Origin of the sequence: Streptomyces prunicolor (assembly GCF_045162825.1) — a bacterium.
Taxonomy (GTDB): Bacteria; Actinomycetota; Actinomycetes; order Streptomycetales; family Streptomycetaceae; genus Streptomyces; species Streptomyces prunicolor.
Genome location: NZ_CP108676.1, coordinates 3,751,621 through 3,772,790, shown reverse-complemented (window position 1 = coordinate 3,772,790; position 21,170 = coordinate 3,751,621). Strand labels below are relative to the sequence as shown.

The window sequence follows — 21,170 nt, the reverse complement described above, 5'->3', positions numbered from 1 at the left end:
AGTCCTTTCAGACGAGGGCGGGTTGGGTGGACTGGGTGGTGGGTCGGGCGTACTGGTTGGCGGGGCGGGGGAGGCCGTAGCGCTCCCGGAGGGTGGTGCGCGGGCCGTACTCCGTGCGGAGCAGGCCGCGGGTGCGGAGGATCGGGACGACGTGGTCCACGAAGGCGTCGAGGCCGGACGGCAGGACCGCGGGCATGATGTTGAAGCCGTCGGCGGCGCCCTGCGTGAACCACGACTCGATCGCGTCGGCGACCTGCTCCGGCGTACCGGCGAAGGTGAGATGCCCGCGCCCGCCACCGAGCCGGCCGATCAACTGCCGTACGGTCAGCCGGTCTCGGCGGGCGAGTTCGACGACGAGGGTGTAGCGGCTCTTCGCGCCCTCGATGGCGTCCTCGGGAGGCAGATCGGCGGGGAGCGGAGCATCCAACTCCAGCGATCCGGAGGGTAGTTGGAGCAGTCGCTCCAGGTGGTCCACACCGTGCGTGTACACGATGTGGTTCTCCAGGAGCCGTTCGTTGGCCCGCGCCTCGGTCTCCGTCGAGCCGAGTACCGGGACGATGCCGGGCAGCACCTTGATGTGCTCCGGGTCCCGACCGGCCGCTGCCGTACGGGACTTGAGGTCCGCGTAGAAGGCCTGGGCGTCGGCGAGGGTCTGCTGCGCGGTGAACACCGCCTCCGCGTACCGCGCCGCGAACGCCTTGCCGTCCTCGCTCGAACCCGCCTGCACGAGCAGGGGGTAACCCTGGGGCGAGCGGGGGACGTTGAGAGCACCCGCGACACTGAAGTACGTCCCCTGGTGATGCGGCGGGTGGATCTTCGCGTCGTCGCCCCACACTCCGGCCGCCTTGTCGGCGACGATCGCGTCGTCCTCCCAGCTGTCCCAGAGCTTCAGCGCCACATCGAGGAACTCGGCGGCCCGCGCGTACCGTTCGGCGTGCGCGGGCTCGTGCTCCAGCCCGAAGTTCCGGGCGGCCTCGGCACCGGCGGTGGTGACGATGTTCCAACCCGCCCTGCCGCCGCTGATGATGTCGAGCGAGGCGAACTTACGGGCCAGGTTGTAGGGGGAGTTGTAGGACGTGGACGCCGTGGCGATGAGGCCTATGTGTTCGGTGGCCGTCGCCAGTGCGGTGAGGAGAGTGAGCGGTTCCAGGGCGCCGGCGGGGCGTTGGGCGAGGTTGCTCCACAACTGCGGTCCGTCGGCCAGGAAGAGGGAGTCGAAGGTGCCGCGTTCGGCTGTGCGGGCGAGCCGTATGTAGTGGTCCAGTTCGACGTGGGCGTAGGGGTTGCTCTCCGGGAGACGCCAAGAGGCCTCGTGGTGACCGGTGTTCATGAGGAAGGCGTTGAGGTGGAGTTGGCGGGGCATGGGAGGTCCTTTGAGTGGGAGTTCCGGGTGCGTGAATCAGCTCGTCGGGCGACTCTCGACGCGGGCCGCACATCTGCCCGTTGGGCGACCTTTCAACGCGGGCTGCATTAGTCGGCTCGCCGGGGGACTTCTCGGCGCAGGCCCGCATTACTCAGCCCGTTGGGGGTCCCCCCTCTGGGGGGAGTTTGAGGACGCGGCCCCTTCAGGGCTGATGGGGGTCTGGGGGCGCAGCCCCCGGAAGACGGCACGAGCAGCCGACGTTCACCGACCAGCGGACGCTCACCGGGAATCCGACGTCACACCGAGCGCCGCCAACAACCGCTCCCGGTACTCCGCCCGCGGCACCTCGGGGTCGATCACCAGGTCCAGCCCGATCCGCCCCTCCTCCAGCACAAGCACCCGATCCGCAAGCACGATCGCCTCATCCACGTCATGCGTGACCAGCAACACCGAGGGCCGATGCCGCTCCCACAACTCGCGGAGCAACACGTGCATCCGGATCCGGGTCAGCGCGTCCAGCGCCCCGAACGGCTCATCCGCCAGCAGGAGTTCAGGCTCACGGACGAGCGACCGGGCAAGAGCAGCCCGCTGCGCCTCACCCCCGGACAACTCGTTGGGCCAGGCCCGCTCACGCCCGGCGAGCCCCACTTCGGCAAGGGCCTCGCGGCCCTTCACGGCGGCTTCCTTGCCCTCCGTCCCGAGCAGTACGTTGTCGAGAACCCGCCGCCACGGCAGCAACCGGGAGTCCTGGAACACCACCGACACCCGCTCAGGCGCGGTGAGTTGACCACTCCCGGCGACCTCGTGATCGAGCCCGGCGATGGCCCGCAGCAACGTGCTCTTGCCGGACCCGCTGTGCCCCAGCAGGGCGGTGAACTGCCCCGCAGGCAGATCCAGATCGACGTGATCGAGGACCGTGCGCCCGTCGAACGACCGGGTAAGCCCCCGGAGTTGGACCGCGGGAACCGCAGGGACCGCAGGGGCGGCGGGCGCGGTGGTCAGCTGCTGAGTGTGCGGCGCCATGACAGCACCCTCCGTTCGACGAGACGGACCGCGCTGTCGGAGACCAGGCCGAACATGCCGTAGATCAGCAGGCCGACGAGGATGACGTCCGACTGGCCGTAGTTCTGGGCCTGGAACATCATGTAACCGAGGCCGCTGGTGGCGTTGATCTGCTCCAGGACCACCAGGCTCACCCAGGAACCGGTCACCCCGAGCCGCAGGCCCACGAAGAAGCCGGGCAGCGCGCCGGGCATGACGATCTGGCGGACGAACTGGAGCCTCGACAGGCCCTGGACCTCGGCCAGTTCGACATAGCGGTGGTCGATGCCGGACAGCGCGGCGTGCAGGTTGAGGTAGATCGGGATGTAGACGACGATCGCGATGATGGCGATCTTGAAGGTCTCGCCGATGCCCAGCCAGAGGATGAACAGCGGGATGAGGCCGAGGGTGGGGATCGCCCGGTTGAGCTGCACCGTCCCGTCGATCAGCGCCTCGCCGATCCGGCTCAGCCCGGCGGCCAGCGCGAGGACGACACCGGCGGTGAGGCCGAGCGCGAAGCCGTAGGCGGCGCGTTCCAGCGAGGTCAGCATGTCCGTGGGGAGCGTGCCGGACGTCCACAGTCGCCCGGCGGTCCGCAACACCGTCCAGGGCGCCGGGATCGCGGCCGGGTCCAACTGCCCGGCGGCGGAGGCGACGGCCCACAGGGCGAGGAAGAGCGCGGGCCCGACGACCCGGGAGGCGGGCAGCCGCTTGCCGGGGGCGAGCCCGCGCCGCCGCCGACGCGGCACGCGGGGTGGGGTCTCAACGGCGGTCACCGGCAAGGAGGTTGTAGTGGTAGCCCCGGTCGTCTGCGACGTGGAAGTCGTCATGGCCGTCACTTCCGGTACTCCGCCGCCACGGCCCTCGCCGCGATCCCCTCGAAACGCCGGTCGAAGAGCGAGTCCACCGTGAACTCCTTCACGAAGCCGCCCTCCGCGAGCAGATCGGCGGTCTCCTGCTCCCACTTCACGGCCTCGTCCCAACTCGGCGGGAACAACGGCTTGTTGGCGAGCGCGGTCACCGACTCGGCCTGCGCGAGCGTCAGGTTCTGCGTCTTGACGTAGAACTCCTCGTTCCAGGCGTCCGGGTGCTCGTACTGCCAGACCTGCCCCTGCGCCCACTGCGGGATGTACGCGGCGATCGCGGCGGCCTTCGCGGAGTCGGCCAGCACGGCGGCCGGCGCCCACAACAGATTGAGCAGGTCTACGACATCGGTCGTGATCGCGCGGGCGCCCTTCGCCTCGTACTGCTTGAGGTACGCCGGTGCCTGGCTGTTGGCGAGCGGGGCTATGTCCACCTGGCCCGACTGCAGGGCGGTGAAGAACTGGTTGCTGGTCAGCGGGACCAGTTTCACCTCGTCGTACTTCAGCCCGGCTTCCTTCAACGCCCGCAGCAGGACGACGCCTTGGGCCTGGCCCTGGGAGAACGCCAGCTTCTTGCCCTTGAAGTCGGCGACCGTGTGGATGTCGCTGCCGGGCTTGGTGGCGAAGAGATAGTTCGGCTTGCGGGTGACGTCGATCGCGACGATCTTGGCGTCGTAGCCCTGGTAGTGCGCCTGGATGGGTGGGATGCCCGCGTTGTTGGCTAGGTCCAGGGACTTGGCGCGGAACGCGTTGATCACATCGGGACCGGCGCCGATGTTCACCCAACTCGACACGGTGAACGGCAACTTGGGCAGTTTCGCCAGCTTGAACTGGAGCTGCTGGGTGTTCAGGTACGAGGAGATCTTCAGGCTCGTACCGGACGGAACCTTCTCGGCGAGCGGGGCGGACAGACCGGCCCCCGACTTGGCGGCCGCGGCGCTGCTCGTGGCACAGCCGCTGAGACCGGCGATGCCCGCTGCGGCACCGAGCACGGAGTTGAGGAAGAGCCGCCGGTCGAGGCCGGGCGCACGGGAATGAGGCATGGGAGGACTCCCTGATCAAAAGTCGCGGGAACGCGGGAAGGCACATGAAATTCACGGACGGAGAAAGCCGGAGCAATCTGGAACAGTCCGGAAAAAGAAATTCAGGCAGGATGAGGCCGGCGCTCGGGGCGCTTCAGCGGGTCAGCAACAAGAAGTGCGACAACTCATCGGCAGGCTCATGACCAGGATGTTCCCGGCCATGAGTGCCCCCTGTCAACATTCCGAGTTTCTGAATTAAATAGTCCCCGGTGACAGCCCGGGTGGAGCGCTCAACGGATCCCGGTACAGCACGTCGAGCATCACTGAACCGCCCGCCACCGCCAACACGGAATCCGGGAAACTCGTCGGCACGACGGCCGACGCCCGCGCGTCACCGACCTCCTCGCGCAGTGCGCGCAGGCAGTCCTCCCGCCGCATGACACCCAGCTCGGTGACGACCACCGTCTCCGGGTTCAGGATGTCGAGCAGCAGCCCGGCCGCCCGCCCCACCATCCGCGCCCGCTGCGTCAACAGCCGTACGGCGACCGGGTCTCCGCGCTCGGCCGCCGTCACGACATGGGTCGGGTTCACCCCCTCGACGATCCCCGCCTCCCGCGCCCGTCGGCACAACGTCCGTTCGCTCAGCTCGACTTGGAGGCAGCCGACGCGTCCGCAGCCGCACGGTTCCGTGCCGCCGCGCAGCGGCAGATGGGCGATCGCCCCGGCCTGTGAGCGCGGCCCGTGGTGCACCTCGTCGTTGGTGGCGAACGCCGCGTCGACCACATTGCCGACGAAGAGATGCAGCACGCTACGGCTGCCGCGCGCCGCCCGCCCGAAGAGGCGCTCCGCGTTCACCAACGCCCGTGCGTGGCCGTCGACATGGACCGGGAGCCCGGTGCGGGAGCCGAGGATCTCGCGCACCGGCACCTCCCGCCAGCCGAGCAGCGGATGGTCGACGATGCTCCCGGAATCCCGGTCCACCCAGCCGCCGGCGGCCACGCCGACCCCGAGCGGGGTGCTTCCGGCGGCCTCGGCGAACAGCGCGCCCAGACCGTCGGCGGCCCGGGCCAGTACCCGGGCGGGCTCGGTACGGTCACCCGCGGTGTCGTGCCGCAGCCGCCGCTCGGCCACCACCCGCCCGCGCAGATCGAGCAGCGCGACCGTCGTATAGGGCACGGCCACATGGACCCCGCCCACAAGGAACTGTGATGCGTCCAGGTCGACGGGCACATGGGGCCGGCCCACACCCTTCGAGCGTTGGGGTGTGGCGGACTCCCGTATGAGCCCGAGTTCGGTGAAGCGGGCGCAGTAGTCGGTGACCGACGCCGGGGACAGCCCGGTCAGCCGGGCGATGGTGGAACGGGCCACCGGGCCGTGCTCCAGCACCGAGCGCAGGATGACGCTCGCGTTGGTGCGCCGCCGGTCGCTGTCGGCGGCGCGGGGCACGGGGGAGTTGGGGGAACTGGGGGAGTGGGAGGCGAGAAGGGGTGCCGCGGTACGGGGCATGGGGATCTTCCTCGGGAACGGGTCCGACAGTGCGCCGTTTCGGATAGGAGGCGCACCGGATCCGCTCCGCCCGCCTCAGGGGCGGTAACAGGTCGCCGCGGCCTGGCGTCGCAGGTCGACATAGCGACGCGACGCGAAGTTCCGGGCCTGGGCAACCATGCGGTCGAAGCTAGCAAAGCGGCCCACGGCTGCCCAGACGGTGACCGGTGTGCGAGACGGCACGGATGTCGGTGTGCGAGACGGCACGGATGTCGGTGTGCGAGACGGCGACGGTGCCGGTGTGCCAGACCGCACGAGGTCCGGGTGACCGGCATCACGCCGGAGCGCGTGTAGCGGGCATCCTTTGTCCGGAGCCCACCAAGTCCCCGCCGAACCCTTTGTCGAACGCTGACGGTGATCGGAGCAAGGGCCCCGGGATAGCGTCACAAAGTCCCCCTGTGCCCCCGTCAACCTGCGGAGTCCCCCTTGAGTACCGCCGTCGCCACCGCCCGCCCGGGCCAGGTCCTCGCCGACCTGCTGCCCGCCTCCCGCGTCCGGGACATCGCCCTCGTGCTCGGCGGCGCCGCGCTCACCGGCCTCGCCGCCCAGCTCGCCGTGCCCGTGCCGGGCTCCCCGGTCCCGGTCACCGGCCAGACCTTCGCCGCGCTGCTCGTCGGCACGTCCCTCGGCGCCGGCCGCGGCTTCCTCGCGCTCGCGCTGTACGCGCTGCTCGGCCTCGCCGGTGTGCCGTGGTTCGCCGAGGGCACCTCCGGGGGCGGCGCCTCCTTCGGCTACATCGTCGGCATGCTGCTCGCCTCCGCCGCCGTCGGCGCCCTGGCCCGCCGCGGCGCCGACCGCTCGGTCCTGCGCATGGCCGGCACGATGCTGCTCGGCGAGGCGATCATCTACGCGATCGGTGTCCCGTACCTCGCGCTGTCCCTCGACCTCTCGACGAGCGCCGCGCTCGCCGCCGGTCTCACCCCGTTCCTCATCGGCGACGCCCTCAAGGCGGCGCTGGCGATGGGCGCGACGCCGACCGCCTGGAAGTTCGTCAACAAGCAGCGGTAGGGCCGTAGTTGAGGGGAAGAGGGCCGGGTGCTCCCGCACCCCGGCCCTCTTCTCGTACGGGCCTCAGCCTCGCAGCGGCTGCCGCGGCCGTCGCTGCGACCAGTACAGGCCCGCCGCCCCCGCCGCGATCAGCGCCGCACCGGCCGCGCCCAGCGGCAGTACGTCATCGCCGACCCCCGTCCTGGGCAGCGTGTCACCGCTCGGTGCCACCGGCTTGTTGTCGGTGCCGAGCAGCAACGGGGTGGCCGGGGCGTTCGGCGACGGGTTCGTCGTACCGAACGGGACCGGCCCCTGCTGCCAGAACGTCTCCTTGCCGTCGGCGGACATCACCGGCAGACAGATCTTCCCGGCCTTGCTCAGGTCGTACGTCGCGTCGACGGCGTACGACTTCGACTTGCCCGCGGCGAGAGCGCCGACGGAGCACTTGAATCCGCTGTTCGAACCGGGCGGAAGATCCTTTTCGCCGATCGCCGAACACCCCTGCACGCCATTGACCTTGAGGCCGTCGAAACCGACGACCAGGAGATCGATTTCGCCGCTCGCCTTGGTCCCCTCGTTCTTCACCGTGGCGGTGATCGCCGTCTTTTTCGAGCTGTTGTCGACCGAGATCTTCTCCGGCAGGAGCGTGGTCAGTTTCACCCCGGCCGGAGCGGCGTCCATCGCCTTTCCCCCTTTGTTGCTCCCCGGTCCCTGGTCATCCGCCGAGGCGGTGAAGGAAAGAATCATCACCGCCGAGAAAGATGCCGTGAGCAGCGATCCTGTGATGGTCGTGGCGATGACCGTCGAGATGGTCGTCGCGCGACGAGAACTCATGTTCGTCCCCCTTGCGTTCCCCTGTGTCCCCCTGCGACTGTGCCTGAATTCGCAGTACTTGAAGAGGTACCACAAGATTTCTCCGCACTATGCTGGTACGGCATGAAGTGTGACCATTGTGGGGGTGCAGCGGATTGCCGGGGAATGCGGGAAATTCGGGGAACATGAGGGGCGGCGGTGCTCCGGGACTCTTGGTGACCGGACGCTATCGGCTGGTCGAAAGTATCGGCCAGGGGGGAATGGGGCGGGTGTGGCGAGCCGCCGACGAAATGCTCGACCGGCAGATCGCGGTCAAGGAAATGCGCATAGACGGCCTCGACGCGGAGGACACCAGCACCCGCCGTGAGCGCACCCTGCGCGAGGCCAGGGCGACGGCCCGCATCGACCACCCCAACGTCGTACGGGTCTACGACGTCGTGGACGAGGGCGAACGCCTGTGGATCGTCATGGAGTTGGTCGCCGGGCGCTCCTTGGAACGCATGCTGGCCGACGACGGCGCGCTCGGCCCGCGCGAGGTGGCCCGCATCGGACTCGGCCTGGTGGCCGCCCTGCGCCAGGTGCACGCGGGAGGCGTCCTGCACCGCGACATCAAACCCGGCAACGTCCTCGTCGAGGGCGGCGGCCGACGGGTCGTGCTCACCGACTTCGGCATCGCCGCGATCCAGGACGCCACGGCGCTCACCATGGTCGGCATGCTCGTCGGCTCACCCGACTACATGGCCCCCGAGCGGATCTCCGGCCGCCCCCAGGGCCCGCCCTCGGACATCTGGTCCCTCGGCGCGACCCTCTGCGCGGCCCTCGGCGGCCGCTCACCCTTCGCCCGCGACACAACGCTGGCGACTCTGCACGCGGTTCTGTACGAGGAGCCCGAACTCCCGTCGGCGGCCGGTCCGTTGCGCGCAATCCTCGCCGCGCTGCTGGAGAAGGCCCCTGTGGCGCGGCCGGGGTTGGACGAGTTGGAGCGGGCGTTGGCGCCGGTGGCGTTTCCGCGGGAGGAGCGGGAGGAGCGGGAGGAGCCGGAAGGGCCGGAGGAACAGGAGAGGCCGGAGGCTGAGGAAATCGCCGTGCCGGAAACGGAGTTGGGGGAGGAGCAGCCGCCCGAGGTCTACCGGGAGTCACCGACCCCCGCCTTCCTGGCACCGCCGCTGGTCCGCGCGGCCCGCGATCCCCGGGTCTACGACCCCGACCCGGACCGCGACCCCGACCCCGACCGCGACCGCGCCCCTCACCCCGTCGAGGACGCGATACCGACGCAGCGTCCCGCCGTAGAAGAACTGGTTTCCGCGGCCGATGGCGCGTCCGAAGCGGCCTCCGAGTTGAGTTCCGAGGCTTCGGCCGACAACTCCCGAAGCCCTGTGCCACGCAGGACGGGCGTCTCCCTTGTCCGCGCCGATCAGGGTGAGCTCGCCGCACAAGCCGAGCGCGGCGAAGAGGCTCAACTCGCCGAAGGGTCCGAGGCATTGACCGCGCGAAAGCCCGTGCCTCTCCCGGCCCACCCGCCGGCCCCGCGCCCGGCACCACCGCACCCCGGCCTGGGTCCCGGACCCGTTGCCGGCTCCCGCTCGCCCCGGCCGGTACCACCGCGCCTCGCCCTCGGCCCGCACCCGGCCCGCGTGCCTCGCCCCGCCGTCGGCCCGTCGACCGGCGGTGAACTCCCGGGCCCCGCCCAGCCGTTCACCCCTGACGGGGCGCACCGCACCCGTCGCCGTATCGGACTGGTCGCCATTGCGGCTGTGGTGGTCGCGGGTGCGGTCGTCGGGACGATCCTCGCGAACTCCGGCGGCTCGTCCAGTACTTCGTCTCCTTCAGCGACGTCGACCGAACCGTCCGCCTCCCCGTCCCCCACAGCCACGTCCCCGTCCAACTCCCCGTCCCCCACGGTCGAGGGCACCTCGCGTCCCCCGACCCTGCCCCCGGGCACGCACCGAGAGGCGGGCGGCTTCGCGTGGGCGACGCCCGCCGGGTGGCGGCGGGATCTGAAGACGGGGGCCGAGGTCCACTACACGTCCCCGGACGGGAGTCAGGAACTGGTCGGCAAGTCGGCGCTCGCCCGAGGCGACCTGATGGAGACGTGGGAGGCCTCGGAGGTGAGCGCGCGCAAGGGGCGGGACTACCGGAAGATCCGCCTCGACAGGACGACGTTCCGCGGTTATCCGGCGGTGAGTTGGGAGTACACGTTCACGCTCAAGGGCGTCTCCTGGCACGCCCGGCTGCTCGGTTTCGACGAGGACGGGAAGTCGTACCAGATCAACACCTGGTACCAGCCGGACGTGGAGACCCAGGCCCTGAAGACCTACGACAAGGTCAAGAACAGCTTCGTCGTGCTGTGAACGGTCGTGCTGTGAACGCCTTCAGCGAACTCCCTCAGCCCACAGACACCTTGTCGGTGTCCGTATCCGTGTCGGAGACCGCGGTCGTGGCCGCCTTTCCGTCCCGCACCCGCTCCTTGATCACCGAGACCGCGACCACGGCCAACGCGACCAGCAGCGACAGCAGAACGGTCGTACGGCCGCTGCTCTCGCCCTCGGTGTCGGTGAGCATGTAGCCGAGGACGAAGACGATCAGGGCGATCGTCGCCCAGGTCAGATACGGGTACAGCCACATCCGCACGACGAGCTTCTCGGGCGACTCGCGCTCGATGATCCGGCGCAGGCGCAGCTGGGACGCGCAGATGACCAGCCACACGAACAGGGCAACGGCACCAGAGGAGTTGACGAGGAAGAGGAAGACCGTGTCCGGGAAGGCGTAGTTGAAGAAGACGGCGACGAAGCCGAAGACGACGGAGGCGAGGATCGCCGCCATCGGTACGCCACGGGACGTGGTCTTGGCGAACGCCTTCGGCGCGTCACCGCGGCCGCCGAGCGAGAAGGCCATGCGGGAGGCCGTGTAGAGACCGGAGTTGAGGCAGGACAGCACCGAGGTCAGCACGATGAAGTTCATGATCTCGCCGGCGTGCGCGATGCCGAGGGAGTCGAGGGCGGCGACGTAGGAGCCCTGCGCCTTGATCGACGGGTCGTTCCACGGGAGCAGGCAGACGACGATGAAGATCGAGCCGAGGTAGAAGACGCCGATGCGCCAGATGATGCTGTTGGTCGACTTGGTGACCGCGCGCTGCGGGTCCTCGGACTCACCGGCGGCCAGCGTCGCGATCTCGCTGCCCATGAAGGAGAAGACGACCAGCAGGACACCGGTCAGGATCGCGCCGGGACCGTTCGGCAGGAAGCCGCCGTGGTCGGTGAGATTGCCGAAGCCCGCCTTGTCGGTGTGGGCGCCGGGCAGCACACCGAAGATCGCCAGCGCGCCGACGACGATGAACGCGCCGATCGCCACGACCTTGATCCCGGCGAACCAGAACTCGAACTCGCCGTAGGAACCGACCGATACGAGGTTCGTGGCGGTCAGCACCACCATCACGAGGAGCGCCCAGCCCCACTGCGGTACGGCCGGTATCCACCCTTCGAGGATCTTCGCGCCGGCGGTCGCCTCGACGGCGAGCACGACGACCCAGAAGAACCAGTACAGCCAGCCGATCGAGAAACCGGCCCAGCGGCCGAGCGCGCGGTCGGCGTGCGCCGAGAACGAGCCGGAGGTGGGGTTCGCGGCCGACATCTCGCCGAGCATCCGCATCACCAGCACCACGAGCGTGCCGACGAGCGCGTAGGAGAGCAGGATGCCGGGGCCCGCGGTCGCGATGCCCGAGCTGGAGCCGACGAACAGGCCGGCGCCGATGACACCGCCGATCGCGATCATCGAGAGATGTCGGTTCTTGAGTCCTGCCTGGAGGCCGGAGCCATCAGTCGTGGGGGCAGTCATGGGGGGAGTTCCTTTACGCCGGTTGGGATGCCGGTGGGGGGTGCCCGTACGAGCGGCGTACGGGTCGGTCCAGTGAATCGGAGGTAAAGGAATTCCTGAACCTTTGAATCCAGATCGTTACTTGAGGTTTCCTTGAGGTTGCGAGGTGTTGCCTGTATTTAACGTGGTCGGGCCCCGGAGCTGCTTCCCGGAAACAGCCGTGTCACACTCGACGCATGCGCGTGTATCTCGGCTCCGACCATGCGGGCTTCGAACTCAAGAACCACCTCGTCGAGTGGCTCAAGGAGGCGGGCCACGAGCCCGTCGACTGCGGGCCGCACATCTACGACGCCCAGGACGACTACCCGCCCTTCTGCCTCCGCGCCGCCGAGCGCGCGGCCGCCGACCCCGAGGCCCTCGGCATCGTCATCGGCGGCTCGGGCAACGGCGAGCAGATCGCGGCGAACAAGGTCAAGGGCGTGCGGGCGGCCCTCGCCTGGAGCGAGGAGACCGCGTCGCTCGGGCGGCAGCACAACAACGCGAACGTGATGGCTGTCGGCGCGCGGATGCACACGCAGGAGGAGGCGACGAAGTTCGCCGAGACCTTCGTGGGTACGCCGTTCTCCGAGGACCCGCGGCACATTCGTCGGATCGACATGCTGACGGAGTACGAGACGACGGGGGAGCTGCCGGAGATCCCGGCGCACCATCCGCAGCAGTAGCGGGGTCCGGGGCGGAGCCCCGAGGTCTTTCGAGCGCCCACCTGTCAACTGACCGAGACGGGTGGGCGGGTGGGAAAGGGAGTTCGCCAGGTGCCAGAGGGGCACACGATTCACCGACTCGCACTGGACTACGGCGGTCACTTCAAAGGCCGAGCCACTCAAGTCACGAGTCCCCAGGGCAAGTTCAGCGACGCCGCCGCGCTGCTGAACGGCACGGAACTCACCCGCACCGAAGCCCACGGCAAGCATCTCTTCCTCGGTTTCCGTGACGAGGAGTGGATCCACATCCACCTCGGGCTGTTCGGCAAGGTGAACTTCGGCGGAACCCCCGCACCCCCGCCCACGGACACCGTCCGCCTACGCCTCGCCAACGACACGTCGTACGTCGATCTCCGCGGCCCCACCACCTGCGCCCTGATCACGGACACCGAGAAGCAGGCGATACACGACCGCCTCGGCCCCGACCCCCTGCGCCCGGTCGAGGACACCGACCCGAGCGCGGCGTACAAGCGCATCTCCCGCAGCCGTACGACGATCGCGGCCCTGCTCATGGACCAGAAGGTCATCGCGGGCGTCGGCAACGTCTACCGCGCCGAGGTCCTCTTCCGGCACGGCATCGACCCGTACCGTGCGGGCAAGGACCTCACCCCCGCCGAGTGGGACGCGATCTGGACCGACCTCGTCGACCTGATGCGCGAGGGCGTCCGCAACAACCGCATCGACACCGTCCGCCCCGAACACACCCCCGAGGCGATGGGCCGCCCGCCACGCGTCGACGACCACGGCGGCGAGGTGTACGTCTACCGCAGGGCGAACCGCCCCTGCCACATCTGCGGCGCCGAGATCCGCACCGCCGACCTCGCCGCCCGCAACCTCTTCTGGTGCCCCAACTGCCAGAAGCCGTAAGGGCGTTCAGCGGTACCGCTAGAACCCGTGCGGCAGCCAGGGCGCGACCGTGGACCCGAACGCCGGCGACGCCTCCGCCAGCGCCCCGGCCCGCAGCTCCCGCACCCGACCGGCCCCCGCGAGGGACGCGAGGGACACCCCGCCGAGATACGCGGCCCCCAACTCCCGTACGGACAGGGCGAGATCGGCCGGCTCCGAGGTCCGCTTGCAGGACGCGCCCTTCGCGTCGCCGGTGAGCCGCCAACTCCCCTCGTTCCAGGGGCAGAAGGCGTCCGCGACCTCGAACACGACGTCCACCGGCGTCTGGTAGGTGCGCGCCTCCAGCGCGGCCCCCACCTCCACCAGCCGTACATGCAGCGAGTCCACCTGCTGGATACCGCACCGGCGGATGTCGGAGACCAGATGCTGCCAGGCGTCGTCGACGGGACGGCTGCGCAGCGCGATCTTCCGCGTCAGGTCGATGTCGAAGAGGAACCGCCACAGCGCCGCGTACGACGCCGGGTCCAGTGCCTCCAGATCACGCAGCAGGACTGTCCCCTTGGGACCCTGGACGTCCCACTCGGGCTTGACGAAGTACCGCGTGTAGCCGACGACTTCACCGTCCCGCTCGGCGACCACGCACCGCAGCGGCGAGGACCCCTCCCGCTCGCTCTCCGGGTCCAGCAGCGGCAGGTCCTCCCACCCGGGCCCCCGCGCCGTCATCCCCGGCCGCCCGGCCACCAGCCGCGCGTACACCGCCTCGCACTGGTCGCGGACGGCGGCGGGTTCGGCGTAGCGCAGGCGCACGTCGTCCGTCCCCGGCGGCACCGAGAGCCGCACCCGGTCGGTGTCGATCTCGGCGATCGTCCGCATCGTCGCGGTGCCGTAGCCGAACCGGCCGTAGATCACCGGCTCGGAGGCCGTCAGTACGGCCAGTGGCTCGCCCCAGGACCGTACGTCGTCCAACTGCCGGCGCATCATCGAGGTCAGGATGCCCCGCCGTCGGTGGGTGGCGGCCACACTGACCATCGTGATGCCGGCCGCGGGCACCGAGGCGCCGCCGGGCACCGTGAGCCGGAAGCTGAACGCGCCCGCCGTTCCCACGCACGCGTCCCCGTCCCAGACGCCGAGGGAGCGGTCGAACTCGGTGAGCCGGCTCCACAGCTCACGCTCCTCGGGCGACTCCGGGACGCCACCAAATGCGTTGACAAGGTTGTCGTACCAGGTGTTCCACTCGTCCTGGCGCAGTACCCGCAGCTCGGTCGGTTCGGCCGGTGTGTTTCTCGCAACTGTCCCCATGAGCCATGCCTACCAGGGCATTGCGGGACGAGCCAGGGAATTTCCGCCCGCCACCCGCACAGCGGCCTCTGGTGAAGTTCACTGTGAAGTTGAACCTCGCAGGGGGGACAAGTGGGACCTCCCGTGCCAAGCGGCTGGTCGGATGGATAGGGTCCCGAACTAATGGCAGCAGGACGAGAGCGGCGCGCGGAGGCCGACACGTTCACGGCCCGGTTGAAGAAGCTGGTTCACCGGGTCCGCACCGGCCTGCGCAGAAGTGCCGTGGACTACTTCCGCGGGGACGGCTCGGACTGGGTCGCGCTGGCCGGGCTGCTGATCACGATCCCGGTGATCGTGGCGATGACCCTGGCCAACGCGGTGTGGTTCTCACCGGCCGCGCTGGTCCTGCCGATCGTCGCGGGCGGCCTGCTGCTGCGCCCCGCGAGCCTCCTCGGCCTGTACGCGGCGGCGGCCACCGGCCTGATCGTCGAGTCGGTGAAGCTCGGCCCGTACACCGAGGGACCGGCGCGGGTGACCCCGGGCGTGGTGCTCGTGGTGGCCGCGTGCGGTTTCTTCGGGCTGCTGATCGCCCAGTTCCGCAGCCGGGTCGGCGTGCCCTGGCGGCGCGGCGGCACCATGCTCTTCGACCTGCGCGAGCGGATCCGGGTGCAGAGCAAGCTGCCCCAACTCCCGCAGGGCTGGCACCGGGAGATGGCGCTGCGGCCCGCGGGCGGCCAGTCGTTCTCCGGGGACTTCGTGGTCGCGGCCCGCACGAACGGTGGTCGGACCATGGAGGTCGTCCTCACGGACGTCTCCGGCAAGGGCATGGACGCGGGCTCCCGCGCCCTGCTCCTCTCCGGCGCCTTCGGCGGCCTGCTCGGCTCCCTGCCCCCGCACGCCTTCCTCCCCGCGGCCAACGGCTATCTCCTCCGCCAGGACTGGGACGAGGGCTTCGCGACCTCGATCCACCTCGTCCTGGACCTCGACTCCGGCGACTACGAACTCTTCTCCGCGGGCCACCCGCCGGGCCTCCAGCTCAGCGCGGGCAGCGGCCGCTGGGAGGAGAAGGCGGCGGAAGGGCCGTTGTTGGGTGTGTACGACGGCGCCCAGTTCGACCCTGTGAAGGGATCGCTGCGGCCCGGGGACGTGTTGATGCTGTTCACAGACGGTCTGGTGGAGACCTCAGAGCGCGACATCGTCGAGGGCATAGACCGTCTCACCGGCGAGGCCGACCGCTATGTCGCCGGCGGCTTCCACGGCGCCGCCTGGCACCTGATCGAGGCGGTCGCCAAGGACGTCAACGACGACCGCGCCCTGCTGCTGGTCTGCCGCGAGGGCCCCACGGCGGCGGCACAGGCGCTGCCCCGATGAACACCGACGACTCTGCTGACTCTTCTTCGGGGAGTCTGACCACCGCCGAGGTCGAGACCCTCGCCCGCGCCGCCCACGAGGGCCAGACCGACAAGGCGGGACGGCCGTACGCCGAGCACCTCCAGGCCGTGGCGGAGGGCGTACGCGCACGTGGCGGCGACGCCGAACAGATCGCGGCGGCCTGGCTGCACGACTCCGTGGAGGACGACGCACTCACCGAGCGCCGGCTGCGCGAGGCCCCGCTGAGCCGTCGTACGAAGGACATCGTGCTCGCGCTCACCAAGCGGGCCGGGGAGCCCCCGGAGGCGTACGCCGGGCGGATTCTCGCGACCCCCGGCGCGCTCCTGGTGAAGGAGGCGGACCTGGCGCACAACGCGGACCCGGCCCGCCTCGCGGTCCTCGACGAACCGACCAGGACCCGGCTGACCGAGAAGTACGCACGGATGCGCGCGCTTCTCGGTCTGAGCGTTCCCGACCAGGCGTCCCTGATCAGGGACACCTGATCAGGCGTTGACCTTCTCCCGTACGACGCGTTGCTCGAACTGCTCGCGGTCGCGGGCCAGTTCGGCCGCGTCGCGCTTGAACGCCCACTGCATGTTCGGCTCGATCGCGAAGCGGAACACCCGTCGTACGGGCGGGGTGCACAGCAGCGTGACGGCGGTGACCGCGAGGCCGGTCACCAGGGCGACGCCGTACGGCCGATGCAGCCAGGCGTGGTCGTACAGGCCCGCGTAACCGGCGCCCTTGATCAGGAAGCCGTGCAGCAGGTAGCCGTAGAGCGTGCCCGCGCCGAGCGCCGTGAACCAGGTCTTCCGGCTCGGCACCCAGGAGTAGAAGCCGGCGGTCAGCAGCAGCGAGCAGCCGAACATCGCGAGCATCATCACCGGCCCGACCCACCAGGGCGCGGCGAACTCCTGCGCGGAGTCGTGGTGGTAGAACCAGCTCGCGTTCATCCGCGGCACCGCCCAGTAGCCGAACACCAGCGCGCTCACGAACACCGGCACCGCCAGCATCCGCGCCTCACGACGGCGCACCAGCCGGAAGTGCTCGGGCTTCAGGACCAGCCCGAGCACGAAGTACGGCAGGAACTGCGCCGTCCGCTGCAGATCGAAGTCGTCGGTCATGGCCGGGGTGCAGGAGGCGAGCATGGCGATGCCGAGGGCGATCGGCAGCGGGTGCCGGACCAGTTTCCAGATCGGCGTGGTCAGCCGCCAGATGAACAACGAGCAGAGGAACCAGGTGAGATACAGCGGGTCGAGCAAGGTGATCTGCTGGTGCGGGTCGTCATTGGCGTAGCGGCTGAAGAGCGAGTACGCGATCTCGAAGAGGATGTACGGCAGCGCGACACCGGTGAGGAGCCGCTTCAGCCGGGCGGGGCTCATGTCGAAACTGCGGGAGAAATAGCCGGAGATGACGATGAAGGCCGGCATGTGGAAGCTGTACACGACCATGTACAGGCCCTGGAGCACTCTGCTGTCGCCCTTCAGGGGCTCCCAGGAGTGCCCGATGGCGACCAACAGGATCGCCAGGTACTTCGCGTTGTCGAAGAACGCGTCACGCGGTTTGGTCTGTTCGTTCTTTTCGTTCTGTTTGCTCTGTTCGTCCTGGCCCGGGGGCGTGTCAGCGTGGAACATCTGAGGCACCCTAGCGTTGCCCGTGGGAATCGGTGAAACCATCGAGCGCGCGTCCGAAAACTGTTCACGATGTCATGATTCATCCCGATCAAAAGGCGCAAAAGGGCACACGGGGAAGGTCTGTTCATGTGCGCATGCCAATAATGCGAACGAACTGCGAACGCGTCTCTTCCGAACCTTTGCGACCAACGATGCGTCACCCGCCGCATACGTGGGCCCTGTTGGTGGCACGATGGTTCTGGCGGGGTGCGCACGATTGCGTCCCCGGGCCGGGAGAGCGAACCGACCGAGGGTGTGATCAGTTGTGGCCATTTCACTGTCTGTGGTGCTGCTGTTGGCGATCATCCTGGTGGTGTTGATCCGAGGGGGATCGATCAAGGCGGGCCCAGCCATAGTCGCGATCCTCTTCGGCTTCTTCCTCGCCTCGACCGGCATGGCGCCGTCCATCAACCGGTTCATAAACTCGCTGGCGGAGACGATCAACTCGATCAGCTTCTGAGCAGGGAACGGTTCTGAGTCGGACCGGGGCGGGCACCGATCCCGGGAACGACTCAGGGCCAGGCCGAGGAATGATCCTCCGACCTGGCCCTGAGATGCCTGGAGCGGGCGACGGGAATCGAACCCGCGTAGCTAGTTTGGAAGATCGCGTATGCGGACCTCGGCTGACCTGCCGAGACGCTGACCTGCCGGTTCTCGGGTCCCTCGCCGGCGTTCCCCGCTACTCCCCGCCGATCGCCGCTCGATCGGGCACGCAGAGGACACGGGGTCGGGCCTCCGGCTCGCTGCCGCGCGATCTACGCCTCACCTCACTCGGGGACACACAACATGCGGTGAGCCGGCACGACGGGTTCGCTCGGTAGTGGATCGATTCCACGGACCCGTACGGCCACGATATCCGTGGGGATGGGGGATCGGTCCGGAACCCTCGTCAAACGCCACCTGAAGGCCGCAGGGACGTCTTTCGCGGGCAACTCCACCGTGGCGAGGCTGACCCACCGATCGTAGCTCGTGGGGTACACGCGAACTAAAGCACCGCATTCCGGGCAACGTGGCGGCTCGATCCATGTCACGTCGTCGGGGTCGGGGTTCGGCCTGGGTGCGGCTGTGGCCCCATCGGCTTCGGCCATCTCGTTGGCGTAGGTGTTCCAACACCTCTCGCAGTAGCTCGCCATGAGACCGAACCGTCCGCGCTCGCGCACGTTGGGGCTGGTCTCTCCGCAGCGATGACATGCAAGCTGGTCACGATCCCGAATCGCCCCCATGTGTCTGAGTGTGAGCGAACCTGACTAGGTCGCAGTAGATCGCGATTTGGCCTTATTTGGCGATCGCGTACCCGTGGCGATGTCAATGTGCGTAGGCAGCCCTTCGACTGTGAGGGAAACGGCCGCGTGTGTGGCCGCTCCCTGGTCGCGGATCGTTGGCAGCAATACGCTTCGTGTATGAATCTTGCGGATGCGGGGCGCGGGATCCTCGCTGTTGGACCTGGTGGTCTATCGCCTCTGAAGCGTGACAACAGCGCGGGCTGGGGGTCTGGACTCTGGGGACTGGTTGTGGTCCTGGTCATCCTCGCGCTGATCGGGGTCTTGGTGTTCTCGATACGACGGGGCTCCTCGTCGGATGACGAAGATTGATTCCTCGGGGTTTCCCGCCCTCCGAACCTCACCTTCACCACCGCGCCTACCCACCACTCGCCCCGCTTCCATCCCGTCCGCCGTCGACCCACACATCGTGGAGCGGGCGTGGTTCCTGGCGTCCAGGTGGAGCGCGCCACTGTACGAACGACCTGGACGCCAGGGGCCTCGTCTGCTCGGCTCTGCCTGGGTCGATGGTGGTCGGGATGGAAGCACCCCACGCACGCCCCTACGGGCCCGCAGCCGCGTACGGCACCCCCTCCATCCCGGTGCCGGCTGATCCCCCGCCGGAGGCTCGTTCTGGCCGTGGCTACTGCGTGTCCAGGTCTCTACTCGGGGCCGTAACTTGCTGCGGCCCCAGGGCTTGGCCCCGGCGCCGAAGGCGCAGAGGGGCCGGAGCCCAGGGGCCAGCCCGCGCCTGCGCGGGCACTTGATGAGGTAGAGAAATCTGTAACAGCTCAGGCGCCTGGGGCGACGTAGCAAATGGCGGGGATGCTCTCTCCGTCGCCGAAGTGGTGAGTGGTCTCGCCGATCTTGCGCCAGCCGAGCCGTTCGTAGAGGCGCATCGCGGGAGCGTCCTTGGCCATGACATCGAGCACCAAGCGGAGATCATGCTGACGGCCGTAGCTCATCGCGGCCTCTGTCAGGCGTCTGCCCGTGGCGTGCTGCCGTGCGGCCTGAACGACGAACAGCCGGCCTAGAACGGCTACATGAGCTTCGTCGTCGCCGCTCTGCTCGATCCACATCGAGACTGCGGCTTCGCCGTGTGGGCGCATGACGGCTACGTGTCCGACGACTGCCCCGTCCATCTCGGCCACCCATGCCGCGAGGACATCGTCTGAGCTGACCCATGCCTCTGGGTCCTCGACTCCTTCGACCGGATACCCGTCGGTCTCATGGACCTTGATCAGCGCCGTAGCGGCTCCGGACAGATCAGCGCTCTCGAAGGGGCGCACGACCGCAGGGTTCACCATCAACTCCTAGCTCTCGACGGGTAGTTCATAGAGCAATCCGGTTTGGTCGGCCCGGTGCACGTAGCGGGAGACCTCGAAGGGCACGTCGTCTTGGTCGAGGCTCGTGTGCAGTACCTCAAGGACTGGCACGCCCGGCAGAAGGCTCAGGATGGCGGCCTCCTCCGGCGTCGGCATCCTCGCGCTGATCTCATCCCGCACGCGCGTCATGACGTGGCCGAGATCTTCAAGGCGGCCGTAGATGCCGTCTTTGCCGGTCTTGGCCTCCATCAGCAGAGTGCCCTGAGCCTCGTCCCACCGCACGTACGTCGAGACGATCTGCACCGGCTCGTCATCCGCGAAGTAGTGGTTCTCGCGGTGCACGACGCTCTCCTCGTCCACGGAGACCTTCAAGCGCTCCGCGACGTCCGCCGGCGGCTTCTCTCGGGTGATCGAGGGGACGTCGATCCGCGCCACCTTGCCTTGGCGCTTCGCTTCGAGCCGGAACGGCGTCAGCCCCGTCTCGCGGTTCTTGATCGAGTAGCGGTCGCTACCGAACCGAAACAGGCGCTGCGGCTCACGTACGAACACCCCGCTGCCGTGCTTTGCGGTGACGAGCCCCTGTTCGGCGAGTAGTCGGATGGCCGCGCTTGCGGTGTTGCGTGCCGCGCCGTACTCCTTCGCCAGCGCTCGTTCCGACGGCAGCTTGTCGCCGCTTCGAAGCTCCCCGTTTTCGATCTGACGGCGCAAATCTTCGGCAATTCGCCTGCTCAGGGGCTGCTCGGTCGGAGGGCTGGATGGGGTCATGCGGAGAGTCTAGCAACTGGCTCAAGCCAGATGGTTGACCCAGATGCCGACGTGTGCTCAACTGGCTTAAGCCAGTAAGTGGCTCAAGCCAGTTCCTGCAATCAGGGAGTGACGCATGCCGTCGTTCAAGATCGATGTTTCGACCGCTGTCGTGTTCGTGGCCACCGCGCCGGAGCCGAAGATGGTCAACAAGAAGACCGGTGAGCGGGCCGTGGACCGGGAGACGAACGCGGGTCTGTCGACCGTGGGCCTGCTGGTCTCGGACGAGGGGGAGGGCAACCTCTACCAGGTGACCGTTCCCGAGACCGGGCTCCCGGAGGGTCTCGTGCCGGGCATGCCCGTGAAGGTGATCGGCCTGAAGGCGCGTGACTGGGAGAACGAGTTCAACGGCCAGAAGCGGCACGGGATCTCGTTCCGCGCGGTCGCGATCGCGTCGGCGGCCTGA

Annotated in this window: 20 protein-coding genes; 8 read left to right on the top strand and 12 right to left on the bottom strand. The window is 68.8% G+C overall.

All coding sequences use genetic code 11. From position 1 onward, the window contains the following. Nucleotides 1-7: 7 nt before the first annotated feature. The 5 genes from OG588_RS16920 to OG588_RS16900 form a co-directional block, all read right to left on the bottom strand. Nucleotides 8-1,363 (bottom strand): LLM class flavin-dependent oxidoreductase, encoded by a 1,356-nt coding sequence (locus tag OG588_RS16920; RefSeq protein ID WP_405948020.1) that lies wholly within the window; start codon nucleotides 1,361-1,363, stop codon nucleotides 8-10. Nucleotides 1,364-1,642: 279 nt separating this feature from the next. Then, on the bottom strand, nucleotides 1,643-2,386 hold the full coding sequence (locus OG588_RS16915) for an ABC transporter ATP-binding protein (RefSeq protein WP_405948019.1): 744 nt from the start codon (nucleotides 2,384-2,386) through the stop codon (nucleotides 1,643-1,645). Then, nucleotides 2,362-3,234 carry an ABC transporter permease gene (locus tag OG588_RS16910; protein ID WP_405948018.1) on the bottom strand — a complete coding sequence of 291 codons (873 nt, stop codon included), beginning with the start codon at nucleotides 3,232-3,234 and terminating at the stop codon, nucleotides 2,362-2,364. Before OG588_RS16910 ends, OG588_RS16915 begins: the two co-directional genes overlap by 25 nt. Before the next feature lie 5 nt (nucleotides 3,235-3,239). Then, nucleotides 3,240-4,310: an ABC transporter substrate-binding protein gene (locus OG588_RS16905; protein WP_405948017.1), complete on the bottom strand. Its 1,071-nt coding sequence runs from the start codon at nucleotides 4,308-4,310 to the stop codon at nucleotides 3,240-3,242. 234 nt (nucleotides 4,311-4,544) lie between these two features. Then, the gene (locus tag OG588_RS16900) at nucleotides 4,545-5,795 is read right to left on the bottom strand and encodes an ROK family protein (protein WP_405948016.1); all 1,251 of its coding nucleotides are present in this window, start codon (nucleotides 5,793-5,795) and stop codon (nucleotides 4,545-4,547) included. A 465-nt stretch (nucleotides 5,796-6,260) separates the two neighbouring features. On the opposite strand from OG588_RS16900, the gene OG588_RS16895 reads away from it, so the two are divergent. Then, nucleotides 6,261-6,842, top strand: coding sequence for a biotin transporter BioY (locus OG588_RS16895; RefSeq protein WP_405948015.1), 582 nt, complete (start codon nucleotides 6,261-6,263; stop codon nucleotides 6,840-6,842). Nucleotides 6,843-6,905: 63 nt separating this feature from the next. Here OG588_RS16895 and OG588_RS16890 read toward each other — a convergent pair whose 3' ends face one another. After that, entirely contained in the window at nucleotides 6,906-7,655 is a 750-nt protein-coding gene (locus OG588_RS16890; protein WP_405948014.1) for an LPXTG cell wall anchor domain-containing protein, read from the bottom strand. Nucleotides 7,656-7,849: 194 nt separating this feature from the next. On the opposite strand from OG588_RS16890, the gene OG588_RS16885 reads away from it, so the two are divergent. Next, complete coding sequence (locus tag OG588_RS16885; RefSeq protein WP_405948013.1) at nucleotides 7,850-9,985, top strand: protein kinase domain-containing protein; 2,136 nt, start codon at nucleotides 7,850-7,852, stop codon at nucleotides 9,983-9,985. Nucleotides 9,986-10,019: 34 nt separating this feature from the next. Here OG588_RS16885 and OG588_RS16880 read toward each other — a convergent pair whose 3' ends face one another. After that, nucleotides 10,020-11,468: an amino acid permease gene (locus tag OG588_RS16880; RefSeq protein WP_405948012.1), complete on the bottom strand. Its 1,449-nt coding sequence runs from the start codon at nucleotides 11,466-11,468 to the stop codon at nucleotides 10,020-10,022. Nucleotides 11,469-11,683: 215 nt separating this feature from the next. On the opposite strand from OG588_RS16880, the gene OG588_RS16875 reads away from it, so the two are divergent. Then, on the top strand, nucleotides 11,684-12,169 hold the full coding sequence (locus tag OG588_RS16875; RefSeq protein WP_405948011.1) for a ribose-5-phosphate isomerase: 486 nt from the start codon (nucleotides 11,684-11,686) through the stop codon (nucleotides 12,167-12,169). A 90-nt stretch (nucleotides 12,170-12,259) separates the two neighbouring features. Then, nucleotides 12,260-13,075 carry an Fpg/Nei family DNA glycosylase gene (locus OG588_RS16870; RefSeq protein ID WP_405948010.1) on the top strand — a complete coding sequence of 272 codons (816 nt, stop codon included), beginning with the start codon at nucleotides 12,260-12,262 and terminating at the stop codon, nucleotides 13,073-13,075. An 18-nt stretch (nucleotides 13,076-13,093) separates the two neighbouring features. On the opposite strand, the gene OG588_RS16865 is transcribed toward OG588_RS16870, so the two are convergent. Further along, nucleotides 13,094-14,353, bottom strand: a complete 1,260-nt coding sequence (locus OG588_RS16865) for a GNAT family N-acetyltransferase (protein ID WP_405948009.1) — start codon at nucleotides 14,351-14,353, stop codon at nucleotides 13,094-13,096. A gap of 162 nt (nucleotides 14,354-14,515) precedes the next feature. On the opposite strand from OG588_RS16865, the gene OG588_RS16860 reads away from it, so the two are divergent. Beyond that, nucleotides 14,516-15,703 (top strand): PP2C family protein-serine/threonine phosphatase, encoded by a 1,188-nt coding sequence (locus OG588_RS16860; RefSeq protein WP_405948008.1) that lies wholly within the window; start codon nucleotides 14,516-14,518, stop codon nucleotides 15,701-15,703. Further along, the gene (locus tag OG588_RS16855; protein WP_405948007.1) at nucleotides 15,700-16,206 is read left to right on the top strand and encodes an HD domain-containing protein; all 507 of its coding nucleotides are present in this window, start codon (nucleotides 15,700-15,702) and stop codon (nucleotides 16,204-16,206) included. Before OG588_RS16860 ends, OG588_RS16855 begins: the two co-directional genes overlap by 4 nt. Here OG588_RS16855 and OG588_RS16850 read toward each other — a convergent pair whose 3' ends face one another. Further along, nucleotides 16,207-17,337, bottom strand: a complete 1,131-nt coding sequence (locus OG588_RS16850; protein WP_405948006.1) for an acyltransferase family protein — start codon at nucleotides 17,335-17,337, stop codon at nucleotides 16,207-16,209. It lies immediately after the preceding gene. Between the two features lie 304 nt (nucleotides 17,338-17,641). On the opposite strand from OG588_RS16850, the gene OG588_RS16845 reads away from it, so the two are divergent. Further along, nucleotides 17,642-17,836 (top strand): hypothetical protein, encoded by a 195-nt coding sequence (locus tag OG588_RS16845; RefSeq protein ID WP_026151384.1) that lies wholly within the window; start codon nucleotides 17,642-17,644, stop codon nucleotides 17,834-17,836. 307 nt (nucleotides 17,837-18,143) lie between these two features. Here the strand turns inward: OG588_RS16845 and OG588_RS16840 are convergent, their stop codons facing one another. The 3 genes from OG588_RS16840 to OG588_RS16830 form a co-directional block, all read right to left on the bottom strand. Continuing rightward, nucleotides 18,144-18,464 (bottom strand): DUF6083 domain-containing protein, encoded by a 321-nt coding sequence (locus tag OG588_RS16840; protein WP_405953141.1) that lies wholly within the window; start codon nucleotides 18,462-18,464, stop codon nucleotides 18,144-18,146. Between the two features lie 962 nt (nucleotides 18,465-19,426). Next, nucleotides 19,427-19,924: a GNAT family N-acetyltransferase gene (locus OG588_RS16835; RefSeq protein ID WP_405948005.1), complete on the bottom strand. Its 498-nt coding sequence runs from the start codon at nucleotides 19,922-19,924 to the stop codon at nucleotides 19,427-19,429. A gap of 24 nt (nucleotides 19,925-19,948) precedes the next feature. Beyond that, nucleotides 19,949-20,725, bottom strand: coding sequence for a GntR family transcriptional regulator (locus OG588_RS16830; protein ID WP_405948004.1), 777 nt, complete (start codon nucleotides 20,723-20,725; stop codon nucleotides 19,949-19,951). Between the two features lie 115 nt (nucleotides 20,726-20,840). On the opposite strand from OG588_RS16830, the gene OG588_RS16825 reads away from it, so the two are divergent. Further along, nucleotides 20,841-21,170 carry a hypothetical protein gene (locus OG588_RS16825; RefSeq protein WP_365988906.1) on the top strand — a complete coding sequence of 110 codons (330 nt, stop codon included), beginning with the start codon at nucleotides 20,841-20,843 and terminating at the stop codon, nucleotides 21,168-21,170.